The organism is Sulfurovum xiamenensis (assembly GCF_030347995.1).
Lineage (GTDB): Bacteria > Campylobacterota > Campylobacteria > Campylobacterales > Sulfurovaceae > Sulfurovum > Sulfurovum xiamenensis.
The window spans coordinates 1-16,637 of the sequence record NZ_JAQIBC010000005.1; the positions used below are offsets into that span (position 1 = coordinate 1).

General features: G+C 36.5%; 18 protein-coding genes. 8 read left to right on the top strand and 10 right to left on the bottom strand.

What is annotated here, in order from left to right; all coding sequences use genetic code 11:
• The first annotated feature begins 215 nt into the window (after nt 1-215).
• From PF327_RS07880 to PF327_RS07890, 3 genes are all read left to right on the top strand, one after another.
• Nucleotides 216-647, top strand: a complete 432-nt coding sequence (locus tag PF327_RS07880) for a hypothetical protein (RefSeq protein WP_289402051.1) — start codon at nt 216-218, stop codon at nt 645-647.
• A gap of 23 nt (nt 648-670) precedes the next feature.
• Nucleotides 671-1,120 (top strand): hypothetical protein, encoded by a 450-nt coding sequence (locus PF327_RS07885; protein ID WP_289402052.1) that lies wholly within the window; start codon nt 671-673, stop codon nt 1,118-1,120.
• Between the two features lie 319 nt (nt 1,121-1,439).
• Nucleotides 1,440-2,273, top strand: a complete 834-nt coding sequence (locus PF327_RS07890) for a hypothetical protein (protein ID WP_289402053.1) — start codon at nt 1,440-1,442, stop codon at nt 2,271-2,273.
• 127 nt (nt 2,274-2,400) lie between these two features.
• Here the strand turns inward: PF327_RS07890 and PF327_RS07895 are convergent, their stop codons facing one another.
• Nucleotides 2,401-2,694 carry a hypothetical protein gene (locus PF327_RS07895; RefSeq protein WP_289402054.1) on the bottom strand — a complete coding sequence of 98 codons (294 nt, stop codon included), beginning with the start codon at nt 2,692-2,694 and terminating at the stop codon, nt 2,401-2,403.
• Between the two features lie 126 nt (nt 2,695-2,820).
• Entirely contained in the window at nt 2,821-3,174 is a 354-nt protein-coding gene (locus PF327_RS11470) for a DUF805 domain-containing protein (protein ID WP_353049169.1), read from the bottom strand.
• A 140-nt stretch (nt 3,175-3,314) separates the two neighbouring features.
• Between PF327_RS11470 and PF327_RS07900 the strand changes: the two genes are divergently transcribed.
• Complete coding sequence (locus PF327_RS07900; RefSeq protein WP_289402055.1) at nt 3,315-4,088, top strand: hypothetical protein; 774 nt, start codon at nt 3,315-3,317, stop codon at nt 4,086-4,088.
• 117 nt (nt 4,089-4,205) lie between these two features.
• On the opposite strand, the gene PF327_RS07905 is transcribed toward PF327_RS07900, so the two are convergent.
• The 6 genes from PF327_RS07905 to PF327_RS07930 form a co-directional block, all read right to left on the bottom strand.
• Nucleotides 4,206-5,042: a thiosulfate oxidation carrier complex protein SoxZ gene (locus PF327_RS07905; protein WP_289402056.1), complete on the bottom strand. Its 837-nt coding sequence runs from the start codon at nt 5,040-5,042 to the stop codon at nt 4,206-4,208.
• A 405-nt stretch (nt 5,043-5,447) separates the two neighbouring features.
• A complete protein-coding gene (locus PF327_RS07910; RefSeq protein ID WP_289402057.1) occupies nt 5,448-7,169 on the bottom strand; it encodes a bifunctional protein-serine/threonine kinase/phosphatase in 1,722 nt (573 codons plus the stop codon).
• Nucleotides 7,170-7,342: 173 nt separating this feature from the next.
• Nucleotides 7,343-7,783: a cyanase gene (gene cynS / locus PF327_RS07915; protein ID WP_289402058.1), complete on the bottom strand. Its 441-nt coding sequence runs from the start codon at nt 7,781-7,783 to the stop codon at nt 7,343-7,345.
• A 39-nt stretch (nt 7,784-7,822) separates the two neighbouring features.
• On the bottom strand, nt 7,823-8,671 hold the full coding sequence (locus PF327_RS07920) for a formate/nitrite transporter family protein (RefSeq protein WP_289402059.1): 849 nt from the start codon (nt 8,669-8,671) through the stop codon (nt 7,823-7,825).
• Nucleotides 8,672-9,289: 618 nt separating this feature from the next.
• Complete coding sequence (locus PF327_RS07925; RefSeq protein WP_008245368.1) at nt 9,290-10,147, bottom strand: SPFH domain-containing protein; 858 nt, start codon at nt 10,145-10,147, stop codon at nt 9,290-9,292.
• A gap of 14 nt (nt 10,148-10,161) precedes the next feature.
• Nucleotides 10,162-10,623, bottom strand: a complete 462-nt coding sequence (locus tag PF327_RS07930; RefSeq protein WP_289402060.1) for an NfeD family protein — start codon at nt 10,621-10,623, stop codon at nt 10,162-10,164.
• A gap of 127 nt (nt 10,624-10,750) precedes the next feature.
• On the opposite strand from PF327_RS07930, the gene ilvC reads away from it, so the two are divergent.
• From ilvC to PF327_RS07945, 3 genes are all read left to right on the top strand, one after another.
• Entirely contained in the window at nt 10,751-11,776 is a 1,026-nt protein-coding gene (gene ilvC, locus PF327_RS07935) for a ketol-acid reductoisomerase (RefSeq protein ID WP_008245366.1), read from the top strand.
• A gap of 216 nt (nt 11,777-11,992) precedes the next feature.
• Nucleotides 11,993-13,090 carry a divergent polysaccharide deacetylase family protein gene (locus PF327_RS07940; protein WP_289402061.1) on the top strand — a complete coding sequence of 366 codons (1,098 nt, stop codon included), beginning with the start codon at nt 11,993-11,995 and terminating at the stop codon, nt 13,088-13,090.
• A gap of 138 nt (nt 13,091-13,228) precedes the next feature.
• Nucleotides 13,229-14,005: a DNA-processing protein DprA gene (locus PF327_RS07945; protein ID WP_289402062.1), complete on the top strand. Its 777-nt coding sequence runs from the start codon at nt 13,229-13,231 to the stop codon at nt 14,003-14,005.
• Nucleotides 14,006-14,038: 33 nt separating this feature from the next.
• Here the strand turns inward: PF327_RS07945 and PF327_RS07950 are convergent, their stop codons facing one another.
• The gene (locus PF327_RS07950; protein WP_008245362.1) at nt 14,039-14,572 is read right to left on the bottom strand and encodes a TlpA family protein disulfide reductase; all 534 of its coding nucleotides are present in this window, start codon (nt 14,570-14,572) and stop codon (nt 14,039-14,041) included.
• A 470-nt stretch (nt 14,573-15,042) separates the two neighbouring features.
• On the opposite strand from PF327_RS07950, the gene PF327_RS07955 reads away from it, so the two are divergent.
• Nucleotides 15,043-16,131, top strand: a complete 1,089-nt coding sequence (locus tag PF327_RS07955; protein ID WP_289402063.1) for a glycoside hydrolase family 3 protein — start codon at nt 15,043-15,045, stop codon at nt 16,129-16,131.
• A gap of 4 nt (nt 16,132-16,135) precedes the next feature.
• Here the strand turns inward: PF327_RS07955 and ruvX are convergent, their stop codons facing one another.
• Nucleotides 16,136-16,522: a Holliday junction resolvase RuvX gene (ruvX, locus tag PF327_RS07960; protein ID WP_289402064.1), complete on the bottom strand. Its 387-nt coding sequence runs from the start codon at nt 16,520-16,522 to the stop codon at nt 16,136-16,138.
• Nucleotides 16,523-16,637: the final 115 nt, after the last annotated feature.

Consider the following 16,637-nt stretch of genomic DNA (forward strand, 5'->3'; position numbering starts at 1 on the left):
TATAAAATATATAACTTTATGAGGTTTCTTCCCCGTCATATTATAAGGTTTTTGTTTTCTAGGCAATTATACAAGCATTTGCTAAGTTCACATGATCACTAATACTTCCCTTAAAGATAATAGGACATTTTTTTTGTATAATACAATGCTTTAATAAAAATAATAGAGAACATTTTGTTCTTCTAATAAATAATCAGGTTACAAAAGGAGCAAAAGTGAAAAAAGAAAAATCGGCTACAAGTATTGTCGTACATCACATACTACATACAACTATTATATTTCCATTCTTTGGATTACTTACGGGGTACTTTGTACTCAAATTTTTAGGTAAGTCTCTTGATGTTACAACACTTATGATTCTCAAAGATTTGGTCAGTATTGGTTTCGTCTTTCTTGGTGTGAAATATTCACTTTCGTACATTAACAAGAAATTTACCGTTTCAAACCCTCAACGTAGTTCAAAAATCTCGATAATAGTCTTTGGAGTTTTAGCTGCATGTATGTGGGCACTTAGTATTTTCAATGGTTTCAATATCATCGGAATTGTTTACAATACTGTCTTTTTCGGAATTATTTTTACAATTTTCTTCGTTTTTACAAAAAAATATTTTTCGAACTTGAAAATTCTACAAACAGCCGTAGCCTAATAAGACTCTACACACCAATAAAAATGGAAAATGTTTATGAACAACAAGCTCAAAAAATAAAAGTTCCTGTAGTAGCTTGGATTATTTTTATAATCTCTTTTCTTGGGATAGTTGGGCTCCTATCTTTTTTAGCTGTCATACTTGGATATCTTTCTGTAGATGATCCACATATGAAAGAATACTACGCTTCACTTGGAGTTATTGATCATTTAAAAGTAATAATCAATCCAATTTTAGCCTTTGTAGCCTCATTCATGTTGATACGCAAAAAACTTATTGCGGTAAAACTCTTTTGGGCGTATGCTTTTTTTTATATAATAAGCCAAATTTACAATCTTATGAAATCTGGAACAAATATTATGTCATTATCCGAGAGTGGTGGCATTGCTGCTCATGTCCTTGGACTACTTTGGGTTATCTTCCTTGTTTACTATTCTAATAGAATGGCAAAACAAGGTTTACTGAAACCATAACACCAATCATAAACCCACTTGCAGCTTTTTGATTAGTCAGTTTTTTAGTTTGAAAACCTTATAAAATATATAACTTTATGAGGATTTCTCACCTGTTGTATTTCTTGTGATAGCTGGACATTTTTTGTATACTACAAATGCTTCAAAAAAGGGGAGAAAGTACATTTATTTCCTCTAATAACATAGTTAGGAAAACATAATGAGCTCCATGATACATCCAACAAGAATAATATTTTTAATTGCCATCTTATTCGCCACTCTTTACTCAGACACCTGTAGTCATGATGTGAGATTGAAAGCAAAAAGCATTGGTGGTTCAATGTACGTAAAGTTTAGAATGAGAGATGCCAATAACTATTATAAAATAAAGCAAAAAAAAGCAACGGAACTACGTTATATCACACACATTTTACTTAAAAAAGGTGAGAATGTCCTCTATGATGCATCGACATCGGATAGTGTATTCCCAATGCAAATAATCTCTTTATATGCCGATAATACGAATGAATCAAATACACTGCAAGCAATTTTGACCTACAATACAGGTGAGCAGCTCAAATGTTCTAAGCCAATCAATCAAAGCATTCTAGAGGATCTGACACTTATACATAATACCTCTAAAATCAAAGAGGATTATAAATCCAATAATTATCATACTACACACCCAAAGCTTTGGGCGGCAACTAGTTTCGAAGAGGCCATTAAAATACTCTACGGCACTTCTGATGTGATAAAAACAAAGAATAAGGCCTATTCCCATTGGGATCATGAATCCGACGACCCTAAACTTGCTGTAAGTGGAGATGGTGAATACCTTCGCATATCTGCTGTGCATGAAGTAGAATCATTGATGGTTCTAGCCTCATATAGGGAAAAGGTTGTCCAATACGTCATAAGAATTCCGGAAAATCATAGCATCGGCTTTCCCATAACTGTACCAATTAACGAAAAGAATTTTACAGCTGATCTTCGCTCGTTTACAACACCAACTAGCCAATTTAAATTTACAGGATATACTAATCCTTATACAGTTGCCATTGTGTATCGTTTACGAAATGGCAAAGTGTATCAGCAGGATTTTTCGACATCTGGAATATCATTTTGTGAACCGCAGAGGACATACCTTTATGTTGAACTGAGGGATACAAATTAAAATATATATAAGTAGTATTTTAAACGTTAAATCAGCCTTTAGTATGAAAACCTTATAAAATATATAAATTTATGAGGATTTCTCCAACGCTAGAAACTATGTTAGATTATAAGGTTTTCATTAAGTCTTATTTGATAATTAACAATATAATCCCAATGATACTTAAAATAAGACCAGCATATGTACCGTAAATAAGTGAACTATATACAAACCTACTAGCATAAAAATTCCAAAGGTGTAACCGTTCTATGACAGTTACTTTTTCATTGTTTTGTAATTGTTCTCGTGTATGCTTTGTTTTTTCTTCAAGCCTTTCTGCACCATTTTCAATGCTTTTTTGTCCAATATAATCATATCCACGTCTTGTAATCCAACATAAATATGCTATTCCTAATCCAATAATAATTAAAGTTTTGCCCATTTCTTCTCTTACTTAGTATCAATTTGTAAAGTTTCATTAATCTTGATCATGCGTATATCTCCTTGATCTCATCCTGTATCCCTTATTCAATAATAAGAACTAGCTCTTTCAGAGACTTGTATTTATTTACTCTTTGCCTTTAACGAATAAAAGTACTAAATGGACAACATTGGAGAGAAAAGGAACTAATATTAATACACTCCACCATTCTGATTTTCCTATATGTCGTAAACGTTTTACAGTAAGTATGATAAACGTGTAGTGAAAAATAATTATCGTAGGAATTGACATTAAATAACCCATAGGCGAATTAGGTAATATTCTCTCAGATACACCAACTATTATCGTAATGAATATTACCAGAAGTGCTATTCCGATAACTATCATAGAATGACGAAAATATGTCATTCTATTAATGCTTCCTGTTGGATTAAAATATATTTCCATTTTGTACCTTCTGTTATGAGATTTCAGTGTCATGAGTATAACAAAAACATCTTGGTCTAACAGCCTTATAAAATATATAACTTTATGAGGTCTTCATTCTTTCCATATTCTATTTTAGATTATAAGGTTTTGACTTTTGTTATAATATTTTATTCAAGAAGTGGAAGAGTTTAATGAGAAAAATTATTTTAATTTTATTAATTATGTCTTTACAGTTATTTGGACAAGATAATAAGTATAAAGTTGGGTTTGTTATTCATGATTTTACACATGACATACTTACAAATGTAAAGTTTAAATACCCGAAGAAAGTAAAAGATTTTGTTAAGATAACATATTTTTCGCTTGAACTAGATGGCCATAAACTATACGATGCGTCGTCAAATCCATTGAGTGGAGGAATACTAGGAGTCAGTTTTTTTGTAAATAAAAGGCCAAATGCTAAAAATATTAAGTTATCTTATATTGATAGTCTTGGGCATACTGATCAAAGAATTAAAAGTATTCATAATGAAAATGTCAAAGTTAGACAAATTAGTTCACAAGATTTAATTAAAAATGAATATACAGATCACCAGCTATGGAAAATAAAAGATAGCGAAACTGCTAAAACATTCTTATATGGTTCAAGAGAACCAATATTTGGGAAAATCTTGCTTTGTATTCCAGATCCAATGGAAGAAAGTAGTCATGGTGTTACTTTGAAAATGAAATCAGATGTTCAATTTGAATCACTGGCAATTTTTACAGATAATAATACTTATGCAACTATTGCTACCATAAATTTTTTCAATAAGACTATCCCTGATTATATCAGTATTAGTATGGAAAAAGATGGAAAAATTATCATAGTTGGGAAAGGAATAGATGGGGAGTTATATCAAGTTTCTCATCATATACAATTTGTCAAAGAAGTAGACAATGGAAATATCAATTGCCACTATTAAATTGTGTACGATTTATATCGAGAATGTCTTGTTTTCATTTTTAGAAAATACAAAGTTCGTAATGACTCCTTATATTTACTATGATATCTTATTTATTAATTAGATAAAATCTTTCATTTATCCTCCACCACCACAACCATCTGCACAAGCCACACGAGCCTTCTCGCTTGTTATATAAATATTTCCCATACTGTCTTTTCCTACGATAATAATAGAATAGTCAGTACAGGTAAACATACGCACATTAAATTTAAGATCTATCATTTTCACTTTATCAAGAGAAAATACCGCTATTGTGGGATATTTGTTTTGATTATTAAAAATTGCAAAAGATTCCAAGTCAACATCGGACGAAATATGAATAGGAATTAGTGTATGACAATAATTATGTTCTTTTAAAGAAAGCGTTATTTTGTTTTCAATAGGTTCCTTTACGGTACCATAAAGTGCTTTTATCGCTTCATCAATATTTTTAGATTTAAAAATTTGAGGATTTTGTTTTCTGTAATTAATTGTTTCTACTTTGTCATATAATGCTGTGGCTTTAGATGGAGTCAAATATTGGCTCTTGCCTTTGTTGGTATTTGCATCATAATTATTTTGAGAACCTTTGTTGTCAGTAATAATAAATTTTATATTTTCAGATCCCTCAATATCAATATATTTAAATTTAATAATTAGATTTTCACGCATATAAGGACTTGTAGAAACATCTAATATTTTTTTATCATTTTTTATATCTATTACTGAAATATGACTAATATAATTTTCCTCCATACCTTTTTGATTATTATATCGTTCTTCTCCAATCATTGGAGATTTCAACATAAACTTGAGATATGTGATATTGTTGTCCCAAGTTGTTTTTAGTCTTAGATAGTTTGTCTCATTTGGTGTTGCCACTAATAAAACAGGGAATAAGAGAGTATTAATAAATGAGGTTAGTTTTTTCATGATACTCCTTAATAAAATTTATTTGTAAGTGATTCATAACTATTGATTAGAAGAACATTTTACACAGTTATTACAATATTTCGGTATTAAGAGTATATCGAAAATATCTTCTACTAAAAACCTTATAAAATTATATATGTTATAAGGTTTTTAGTAGATGTTTATGTAAAGGAGAGTAACTTTTAACACTTTGGACAAGATTAAAGGAAGTATGCAGACAAGTATGAATGATACAATCTAAAATAAAAGTTACTAGAAAACCAGAAGTATAAAAAAGGAGGACAAGGTGCCTTCATAGTTTTCATATCATTAGTATAATCTTAATTTACACAGCTTTATTCAATAACCTGTATAAAAAATAATCATTTTTAATCTCATCTATTTTGTTTGCAAATGATTTGAATATCATTGATTTAACAATATCACAATGATGATCGATAACACCAAAGAGACCATCTTCCAGAAAAGTACCGGATTGCGTTCCAAGAGTGGTGGTCTGGACTTATTTAAAAAGGCTTTATTGGGATGACGCAGGTCATATAAAAATTCAGACAATTCTCCATAACGTTTGTATGGATTCGGTTCCAATGCTTTTTTAAGTGCGTCATCGATCCACATGGGAACCTCATGGGTCTCAGTATGTAAATGTTTGTATTTCAGTTTTTTTTGGGCCTTTTTAGTTGTAGATTTAGCTACCTGCGTACCATAAGGAAGTTCACCTGAGATCATCTGATAGATGATCACTGCCAGTGAAAAAAGATCTGATCTTGTTGTGCCGACCTCGCCCAGAAAATATTCCGGTGCGGTGTATGGTGCCGTTCCAAGTATGTTCTCTTGTTCCATATAGGCATTGCTCTCCACAATTCCTTGAATTCTGGTTGAACCAAAATCAATGATCTTCACTGTTCCTGTACTGTCGATCATAATATTATCAGGTCTCAGATCCTGATGTATCATCTCCTGGCGATGAAGAGCAAGCAAGCCTTTGGCTATCTGTTCTGCAATTTCACGGACGGTTTCTATGGTCGGATTGGGATGATCGATCATCCACTGTGTCAGTGTTTGACCATCAATGAATTCTGTCACATTGTAAATATAATTGCGTTGACGCGTCTGCAGATAGGATTTGACCAGATGCGCATTGTTCATACGTATGGCGATCCACTCTTCAAGCAGGAATCGTTCGAGATACGCCTTGTCTTCACTAAGGTCAATGGAAGGTGTTTTGAGAACCACAGAGGTATCCGTCTCCATATCCACAGCCAGGTACACATGACTTCTACTGCTGGCACTCAACTCACGGATGATCTTGTACCCATCAAATAGCATCCGTGCTTCAAGTATGGGAGGAAGGGGCTTTTCACTCAATTGTTTTTGGATCTCATTGGCATCTTTATCGGGCAGTGTCTCCACTTTGACAAGCTGAATGGTCAGATTGTCATCACTCTCATTTTCATAGGCTGTTTCGACAATGTGTTTCGCTGCAGCATTCAGGTCACCACTGCATGACTCTATGATACTGATCATAAGAGCAGAACTGACATACTCATACACACCGTCTGTCATAAATAAAAAAATATCATTAACCTCTACGGGCAGTGTATCGTAATCGATCTTCAGATCCGAATCCACACCCAAGGCACGACCAAGATAACTTTTTTCCTGTGTCACCCACATACGGTGGTCTTCGGTCAACTGTTCCATCTTGTCATCTCTCAATCGATAGATACGGGCATCACCCACATGGAAAATATGGGCTGTGGTTGACCTGACCACCATTGCACTGAAGGTACAGACATAGCCTTTATTGGCATCATAGCAGTATTGGCTTTGTCTGGTCTGTGCATAGAGCCAAGAGTTCGTTGCCGTGATCACACGTTGTGCAGATTTTCGCACGGACCAGGATTCAGGTGTACTGAAATAATCCATTAAAAATGAGGTGACTGCCGTTTTACTTGCTGTTTGACTGACTTCACTGCTGCTGATCCCATCAGCCAGAGCAATGGCGATCCCTTTGTTGGTTAATTGGGGTTCTTGAGGTACACAAATATCATGAAAATCCTGATTGACCTCTTTTCGGCCTTTAGTGGAGTATTCGCCAATAGAGATCTTTAATTGTTTTTCCATTGTGTTTTGTCACCTTATAGTATCTGGATCTATACTCTTGAGAGTTTAGGTTTTAAAAGGGTTTAATTAAAAGCTTTTGCGTGAGAAAACGCCCTTAATTCAACACTTTTCTATTTTATTTTTGATTGTAGTGAAAGATTAAGACCTGCCGGCATTAATCTTTGAGCACTACACTACCATGATTTGTAAGGCAAGAATTTACCATTCATAGTGATCACCACCCTGTCACCCAGTGGGTTTTCTTCTTTGTAGATATCCAAAGAGAAATCAATGGCACTCATGATACCATCTCCGAACTTTTCACCCACGATCTCTTTGATCGTTTCACCATACACACCGACGACTTCGTACAGACGATAGACCAATGGATCCTGGGGTATCGTAAAGTCCCAGGTCTTGTTGGGATACTCTTGTAAAGTGATCGCAACCTCTTCATCCAAACCAAGTACTTCACAGAGTTTTTCTGCAGGTTCCTTTTTGAGGCTGTTCATCCCCAAACAGGCCGAAGTAACGAAAGTGGTCGATAGACCCACTTTCTCAGCCAACGCTTCCCAGCTCATCTTGGCACTTTTTTTTGCCAGGATGATCGCTTCCGTCATTTCTATTTTTTTCATTTACTCTATCCTTTTTGACTAGTGTTTTTACCTTTCAGCTTATGCAGCTGAAGGGTTTTTTGATTTGTATGAAGCATTGTTCAGTTCACGTTTTGCTCCAGTTTTAACGTGTGTTGCATAGAGTGTCAATCCTGTGAAGAGAAGACCACCTGTTAGGTTACCCAGTGCAACCGGAACCTCATTCCAAAGAAGATAGTCTACAACTGTAAAGTCACCATCCATGATCAAAGAGAATGGGAAAAGGAACATGTTAACGATCGAGTGTTCAAAGCCCATGAAGAAGAACAGCATGATCGGCATCCACATAGCGATCGCTTTACCACTCACTGTTGTAGAGATCATCGCACCCACAACACCCATTGCTACCATCCAGTTACAAAGCATTCCACGGATGAATACAGTAAACCAACCAGAAATACCGTGTGCCTGATACCCCAGTGTTCTGGCTTCACCGATACCTGCAACTTTTTGGGCAATAGCACCACCATCCGTATCAAAACCATAGGTAAAGATGAACGCCATCATAACCGCGACCGTTAACGCACCTCCAAGGTTACCAAGTCCCACTAGACCCCAGTTTCTAAGTATCTGACCTACAGTCACTCCCGGTCGTTTATCGATCCATGCCAATGGCACCAATACAAATACACCTGTCAAGAGATCAAAGCTCATTAAATAGAGCATGATAAATCCGACAGGGAAGAAGGCTGCACCCACAAGACCTGAACCTGTTTTCATCGCAACAGTAATTGCAAACACAGCCGCTAGTGCTAAAATTGCTCCCGCCATGTAAGCACGGATCAGAGTATCTTTTGTAGACATATAGACTTTTGACTCACCGGAGTCAACCATTTTTTTCACAAATTCTGTAGGGGCTAAATAAGACATGATTTACTCCATGTTGTGATAAGTAGTTTTGACATTTTCATTCCTTTTTTTAATTCATAATAGTGTTACAGGCAAAATGGATCACGCTATAACTTGATTGCCTCTTGATGATACAGATAATCATCACTCCATTGTCCAGCAGGATATAACATTTATTAGCGTTATATGTTTTGCTTATGAGTAGTATAATGTAGTTTTGTATGAATAATATTCATTCTATTGTATAAAAAATAATCATTTAAATTCAAGAAGCAGCTGACAGGCAGAGACAAACGTATCAAATATATTACTTTATAAGGTTATACAATGATATGCGAAGCCAGTAACCTATAAAAACCTAGACTTCTGTAGAGTTATATTTATTTATGCATAGAGACAAAATCAAGAAAGAAAATGAAATTTAAAAAATGATGTATTGGTTTGATAGGGATCGTGATGACCGTGTGAGTATATGAAGTAGCACGCTAACTCTCTAACACAAAGACTTGCATTAGTCTCAGTATCAGTGTTAGAGTAACAAATTTTAGAATAATGTACAAGAGCTAGCAAAAGATGCTATGTTAAGCCCCATAAATATATCATTGACATAAGCTTTTTATGTTATTTGGCACAAGTCAGTTACTTTTTAAAGACATTCCCCAACATACCTTTAATCGCACCTTGTAGATCGGCAGGGTAAATCACAAATTTTGAATTTTCACTTTTACTGATCTGTTCTAAAGAACTGATATATCTGTCACCCAGTAAGAACATGGCAGGAAGTTCCTGATCTTTTATGTTTTCGCTTATCATACGGATAGCTTCTGCTGAAGCATTTGCCAGTGCAACCTGCGCTTGTGCTTCTCTTTTAGCCGCTTCTAGTTTACCGTCTGCTTCTAAGATGGCAGCATTTTTGTTACCTTCAGCGGTGGTCTCTATGGCACGTCTTTCTCTTTCTGCAGCTGCCTGTCTCTCCATGGAGGCTTGCATAGAAGCACTGGGATTGATGTCTTGTATCTCAACAGATTTGACTGTGACACCCCAGTCGGCAACGTCATCAATAATGGAGTCTTTGAGTTTAGCTTTAATGTGTTCACGGTTTGAAAGTGCATCATCAAGGCTCATCTCTCCAAGTATAGAACGTAACGTGGTCATGACAAGCTGCTGTATGGCAACTCTAAAATCCTCTATACCATAGATGGCATCTCTAGGATTGGTCACACGTGCAAAAGTAACGGCATTGGTGTGGATGACCGCATTGTCTTTAGTGATGACCTCTTGTTCAGGAATGTCCAGAATAAGGTCTCTCGTAGAGACACGCTCTCTTATGGATTCAAGATAAGGGATGATAATGTTGAGACCCGGAGTAAGTGTTCGCGTAAATTTACCTAGTCTTTCTACTACCCATTCTTCTCCCTGAGGAACGATATTAATCCCTTTGTAGAGCGTAACGATCACCGCAATGACGAGTATGATAACGATATTTAACATTTCCATTTTTTTTCCTTGAGTTAGTTTTGAGTGATAGGTGCAACTTCTATGAGCTGTCCACTAATCTGTACGATCTTCACACGTGTCCCTTTGGCTATATCTACTTTCGATATGGCATGCCAGGAGGTATTCCCAAGCACAGGTGTATCAAAAGTGACTTTTCCTCTGCTATGGGGTTGTATATCTTCCATGACCACACCTAAAGTATCGAGTCTATAGTTTGACTGTCCACTTTCTGTTACAGGCTCTTCTCTGAACCACTTGAACCATGCTGTAATGACAAGAATGGAGAGTATCATCCAGATGGTGAGTTCGAGTGTAAAAGAGGTATCTAAAAATATGTCTAGTATACCTACGATAATCGAAGCGATACCCAGTCCAAGGATAAAAAAGGTCCCCATACTCATATCCCAAATAAGCAATGCTATACCAAAAACGATCCAGTGCCACCATAAAACAGTTTCGTTGAGAAATTCGATCAAATTCACTCCTTTCCAATATGAAGATTTATTATATCATAAAAGACAATTGTGGATAACATTTATGATAATAAGTATTATTTGGATATAATCCCCAAAATTTTCGTACTTCGTACATCAAGGATAATAAATGTCAACTTTAAATGTATATTATGACAAAGATTGTGATATCAACATCATCAAGTCAAAAACAGTAGCAATGATCGGTTTCGGTTCACAAGGGCATGCGCATGCAGAAAACCTTAGAGATTCAGGTGTAAATGTTGTGATTGGTGTAAGAGAAGGTGGTTCTTCTTGGAAAAAAGCTGCAGCTAAAAACTTTGAAGTACTTTCTGTTGCAGATGCTACAGCAAAAGCAGATGTAGTTATGATCCTTCTTCCGGATGAAAACCAAGCTGAGATCTATAAAAACGAGATCGAGCCAAACCTTAAAGAGGGTGCGACTATCGCATTTGGACACGGGTTTAACATTCACTACGGAAGAATCATCCCAAGAGCAGATATTAACGTTACTATGATCGCACCAAAAGCACCAGGTCACACTGTACGTTCTGAATTTGTAAGAGGTGGTGGTATCCCGGATCTTATCGCTGTGGGTCAAAACCCAAGCGGTACGACTAGAGAGTTGGCACTTTCATATGCATCAGCTATCGGTGGTGGTAGAACAGCGATCATCGAAACAACGTTTAAAGATGAAACTGAAACGGACCTTTTCGGTGAGCAAGCAGTACTTTGTGGTGGAACAGCAGCATTGGTACAAGCTGGTTTTGAAACATTGACTGAAGCGGGTTATGCTCCAGAACTTGCATACTTTGAATGTCTTCACGAGCTTAAGCTTATCGTTGACCTTATGTTCGAAGGTGGGATCGCTGACATGAGATACTCTATCTCTAACACGGCTGAGTATGGTGATTATGTTTCTGGTAAAAGAGTGATCAACGCTGAGTCAAAACAAGCGATGAAAGATATCTTAAAAGAGATCCAAGATGGTAGATTTGCCAAAGACTTTATCCTTGAAGGTCAAGCAGGATACCCAAGAATGAATGCTGAGCGTAACAATGACAAAGATAAACTCATTACGCAAACAGGTAACAAGCTTCGTGCAATGATGCCATGGATTTCAGCGAACAAAATCGTAGACCAAGAAACTAACTAATTTTTTTTAGTTCTTTGCATCCATCTTTGAATGATGGGTGCGGTCAGCTACAACTTGTAGCTTCTCTTTCCCAAACATTCAAATCTAAATACAAATCACTAAAAATCTTTAGTTAGTTTTATTGTCTATGGACTTTTTTTAATCCTGTCAAATTTTATATCTCATTCTTAATGCTACTTTGTTACAATAGCTGAAATTTAACAACCAGTGGACTTCATGGCAAACCAACCCAAAAAAACTAATACGAGATCTTCTTCCAGAAAAAAGCCAGTACAAAAACGAAGAGCTAGAAAACCTGCAAAAGGTTCTACTTTCAAAAAAAGTTTTTTGATCGTTCTAGGTGTTTTGTTGATGATCTCTATGGTGATTTTTGGATATTTTCTGGGTCAGCAGGATAGGATGAATGGTCACAGAACATTCACACAGAGCCATAAGTCAGATAGCACAGAGAGTCCAAAGAAACTTTTAGAGGAACTTTCAAAGATCAAAACAGAAAAACCTCGTGAAAAACAGGAGATTGCTGTTAGGAAAGCTCTAAAGACGGAAAGGAATACTTCTGAGAAACCTTTACCTCAAAAAGAAATGAATGAAGAGAACGTCGTAACAAAAGAAGAGAGACCAAAGATAAGGAGCATTCAGAAAACAATCACTTCAGATACGATCGAACAGCCAAAACTCGTGATCATTATAGATGATGTCACAACAAGAAGTCAGCTCAAGAGTATACAGGCTACGGGTATCAAACTCACCCCATCCATATTTCCCCCATCACAGCGTTCGATGACTTCACATAAATTAGCTGAAGGTTTGGAACATTATATGATCCACTTACCTATGGAGTCTGGGACTGCACAATTTAATCAACAGACGAAAACACTGATGACAAATTTCAGCAAAGAAGAGATAGAAGCCAGAGTAAAAGAGATTAGAACACTTTTCCCTACTGCGCGCTATATCAACAACCATACAGGTTCTGTGTTTACTGATAACTATGCGGCGATGCGAACACTCTATAAAACACTTCGTAAGGAAGGTTTTCTCTTTGTGGATAGTCGAACGATCGCTTCGACCAAGGTGCCTATGATAGTAGAAGATTTTGGTGATGCGTATGTTGCAAGAGATGTCTTTATCGATAATATACATACGGTCCCGTATATTCATCTGCAGCTTCAAAAAGCAGTCAAAATGGCAAAGAAAAAAGGGTATGCTATCGCTATAGGACATCCTCATCAAACAACAATGAAAGCGCTCTCAAGTGCAGCTGTGATTTTCAACGATGTAAAACTAATCTATCTAGATGAACTTTATCGATAATCTGCAGCTCAAGGGGATTTCCTCCTTTTAGTCAGGGCACAATTTGAATTACCATACTCTTTTGAAAAGTATGACAATATGTAATATTTTTAATACTCAATATGCCTCTATGATATCATGGGTGTAAAAAGGCACCCCATGAGTCAAACAATCACTCAACATTTACCCGCTTTGAATGCAATGAAGAAGTATCCTTCCACCCTTTTTTATAAGGGTAACCTGGATCTTCTGCAACGACCCAAAGTTTCTATTGTGGGAACAAGAAGACCCTCAAATTATACACGACACTCTACCTATATACTTGCCAAAGCTTTAGCCAAAAGAGGAGTGTGTGTGGTCAGCGGAGCAGCGATGGGAGTGGATACGATCGCACATGCCGGAGCGGGGGAAGAGAATACCATAGCAGTGGTAGCCAACGGATTGGATATACGATACCCGGCAGTGAATAAAGATCTCATAGAAAGTATAGAGACTCAGGGACTTGTATTGAGCCAGTTCAATGATGGTTTCAGGGCCACAGGATGGAGTTTCGTGGTACGAAATGAACTGGTCGTTGCACTCGGGGATATTCTTATTGTTACTGAGGCGGATCTCAATAGTGGTTCCATGCGTTCTGTAGAGTATGCGTTCAAAATGGGTAAAAAGATCTTTGTGCTTCCTCAAAGACTTGACGAAAGTTTGGGTACGAACCAGCTGTTGCACACGATGAAGGCCACAGCCATACATGACATAGAGTCATTTGCTTCTACTTTTGGGCAGATCGCAGAGGATGGAGTAGCAAAAGATGATTTTTTTTATTTTTGCCAAAACTCACCTACATTTGATGAAAGTATTAAAAAGTTTGGTGACAGGGTGTATGAAGCAGAGCTTGAGGGGATCATTACGATACAAAATGGTATTGTAAGGCTCTCTTAGTAAAATATATCTCCCTGTATATAGGGAGATAGATTATTTGGCTGTTTTGGAAAGTTGTGAGAGAAGTTCTTCCAATGATGCTTCTGGAAGCATACCTGCTTGTACAAATTGTACATCACCTTTTGTGTCCATGGCTACCAAGAAAGGAATACTTCCCCTCCATTGTGCTCTTTGCTGAATATAATTTACCAATTCAGTTGCTCTCTCTTCGGAGACTACAATGTAGTTCATACCTTTTTCTTCCGCAAACTTCTTGACCTCTTCATGGGTATAACCTTGTACTTCTATAGAGACAATGGCTAAAGTGTCTTTATATTTTTCCTGAAGCTTAATTAAATGTGGAATTGAAGCGAGGCAAGGAGGACATTTATGTCCGAAAAATTCTAAAAATATGACTTTCCCCTCAAGACCTTGAATGTTAAGACCTTGTTCTGTACCTCTTACGTCATAGGTTTTTCCTGTGATGTCGGTCATGGTCATTTCTGCTAAATATCTTTTATCTTCTGCTGCGTGCGTATAGCTGAAGAGTGATAAAAGTAGAAGGGATATGGTGAATAGTTTTTTCATAAAATGGGCCTTTATAGATGATTTAACAGATTATACACTATGAAGATGTAAAAATCGTGTAATTGTTTCGAATTCTGTAAAAGATTTTTCAAAGAGCATCATCGTATGTAAAAGGGGGAGGGGAAAAAATGATATGAGAAATAGACCTAAAAATATTAGGGAGAGAGGTCTATCTCTTGATGATGCTCTTGTAAAAGTATTATAGTCATATAAGGTTAACTGAATACTAATAGAAGAACACATTATAAATCAGGGAGGGTAATAATGGATCAAGTATTTTCTAAGAGCATCTTTGGGACAAGGAGAAAATGTTTTTAAAAGGAGTCCTAAAATACTTTATAAAAGGGAGGGGAAATATTTTAGGTGTCCCTCGATGCTCTTGTAAGTGTAGTGTAATACAGGAAGGTTAACCGTATGCAAATAAAGAGTAGTTACACTATAATAGTGAGATGAAATAAAGGATATTTTTAATGATAAAAAAAGTTTTATGTCTGGGATTGTTTGTTTGTACGTATGCATGGGCACAAGAGTTGTCACTGGAAAAAAGAATCGGCCAAATACTTATGGTCGGTTTTCATGGTACACATGCATCTAAAGAGAGTCAGATATGTAAAGATATAGAAACCTATAACCTCGGGGCAGTGATCTTATTTGATTATAACCCGGTGAATAAAAATAAGCCAAAGAATATTGCCACAAAAGAACAATTGGCCACTCTGACCAAAGAACTTCAGGCATGCAGCAGTGATGGGAAATTACTGATTGCGGTAGATCAAGAGGGAGGAAAGGTACAAAGACTTAAAAGCAAATACGGCTTTTACGGTAAGTTTCCCAAAGCATCAGATGTGATCAAAATGGATCAAGGTAAGATCAAAGAAACCTATACAAAAATGAGTGAAGAACTCAGCAGTGTAGGTATCAATTACGATCTTGCACCGGTGGTGGACCTTGATATCAATAGGAAAAACCATGTGATTCATGGTTTAGGACGTTCCTTTGGTAAAGACCCAAAAGTGGTTGCTACCTATGCATCTACCTTTATCGATGCTATGCATAGCAATGGTGTACTTACCTCCATCAAGCATTTTCCCGGACATGGCTCTTCGGTGGGTGACACACATAAAGGGTTTGTCGATATTACGAACCTTTGGGATGATATTGAATTGGAACCTTATAGACTTTTAAAAGACAAAGCAGATACAGTCATGGTTGCCCATGTCTTTAACCAAAATATAGATGCCAAATACCCTGCAAGTCTCTCGTATAATACGATTACAAAGTTGTTACGCTGGAAACTGGGCTATCATGGTGTGGTGATCACAGATGACCTTCAAATGGGTGCGATCAGTCAAAAATATGGGTTGAAAAATACACTTAAATTGGCGATCAATGCAGGAGATGATATCTTACTGATAGGAAACCAGCTGGATCCTAAAAAAACCGTCAGCACAAAAAAACTGGTCGATACTATAGTCACATTGGTTCAAAATGGAGAGGTGAAAGAGGAGCATATCAACAGAGCATACAAGAGAATTCAAGGATTAAAGAAGAAACTTTAGTGTATTACTTTCCAAGCCATCGTTCCAAGATGATCTTTGCAGCGATGGAATCGAGCTTCCCATCTTTTTTGTGTTTGAACTGGCCCATGGTAAGTTCTTTGGCTTCAATACTGGAACTCTGTTCATCCTGATAGGCGACTTCTATATCTAGATCAAGCAGCGACACAAAATGTTTGATACGTCTTTCCATCTCTTCAGAACTTTGGGCATCTTTTGGCAGGCCTACGATGAGTTTTTCTATTTCCCACTCTTCTAAAAATGTCTTGAGATCCTTTGCCGCCTGATTACGGTTTTTTCGTAAAATGGCATTTTGAGGCATGACGATCTTTCCATCGAGGCAGATCGCCACACCTATACGTTTAAGTCCTACATCTATACTGGCTAATTTCATAGTGAAATTGTACCCAAACTTTACTCATCTTCAATAATAGGTGGTTTCATCTTTGATGTATCATAAGTGTACTATCTTGTTCGGGTTTGTCAGAATATAAAATATTATACTTCTA

What these genes read in the sequence shown, in the direction of transcription:
- PF327_RS07885 (WP_289402052.1), top strand. Translation starts at nt 671, where the DNA reads ATGGAAAATGTTTATGAACAACAAGCTCAAAAAATAAAAGTTCCTGTA.
- PF327_RS07890 (WP_289402053.1), top strand. Translation starts at nt 1,440, where the DNA reads ATGTACGTAAAGTTTAGAATGAGAGATGCCAATAACTATTATAAAATA.
- PF327_RS07895 (WP_289402054.1), bottom strand. Translation starts at nt 2,694, where the DNA reads ATGGGCAAAACTTTAATTATTATTGGATTAGGAATAGCATATTTATGT.
- PF327_RS11470 (WP_353049169.1), bottom strand. Translation starts at nt 3,174, where the DNA reads ATGACACTGAAATCTCATAACAGAAGGTACAAAATGGAAATATATTTT.
- PF327_RS07900 (WP_289402055.1), top strand. Translation starts at nt 3,315, where the DNA reads ATGAGAAAAATTATTTTAATTTTATTAATTATGTCTTTACAGTTATTT.
- PF327_RS07905 (WP_289402056.1), bottom strand. Translation starts at nt 5,042, where the DNA reads ATGAAAAAACTAACCTCATTTATTAATACTCTCTTATTCCCTGTTTTA.
- PF327_RS07910 (WP_289402057.1), bottom strand. Translation starts at nt 7,169, where the DNA reads ATGGAAAAACAATTAAAGATCTCTATTGGCGAATACTCCACTAAAGGC.
- cynS (WP_289402058.1), bottom strand. Translation starts at nt 7,783, where the DNA reads ATGAAAAAAATAGAAATGACGGAAGCGATCATCCTGGCAAAAAAAAGT.
- PF327_RS07920 (WP_289402059.1), bottom strand. Translation starts at nt 8,671, where the DNA reads ATGTCTTATTTAGCCCCTACAGAATTTGTGAAAAAAATGGTTGACTCC.
- PF327_RS07925 (WP_008245368.1), bottom strand. Translation starts at nt 10,147, where the DNA reads ATGGAAATGTTAAATATCGTTATCATACTCGTCATTGCGGTGATCGTT.
- ilvC (WP_008245366.1), top strand. Translation starts at nt 10,751, where the DNA reads ATGTCAACTTTAAATGTATATTATGACAAAGATTGTGATATCAACATC.
- PF327_RS07940 (WP_289402061.1), top strand. Translation starts at nt 11,993, where the DNA reads ATGGCAAACCAACCCAAAAAAACTAATACGAGATCTTCTTCCAGAAAA.
- PF327_RS07945 (WP_289402062.1), top strand. Translation starts at nt 13,229, where the DNA reads ATGAGTCAAACAATCACTCAACATTTACCCGCTTTGAATGCAATGAAG.
- PF327_RS07950 (WP_008245362.1), bottom strand. Translation starts at nt 14,572, where the DNA reads ATGAAAAAACTATTCACCATATCCCTTCTACTTTTATCACTCTTCAGC.
- PF327_RS07955 (WP_289402063.1), top strand. Translation starts at nt 15,043, where the DNA reads ATGATAAAAAAAGTTTTATGTCTGGGATTGTTTGTTTGTACGTATGCA.
- ruvX (WP_289402064.1), bottom strand. Translation starts at nt 16,522, where the DNA reads ATGAAATTAGCCAGTATAGATGTAGGACTTAAACGTATAGGTGTGGCG.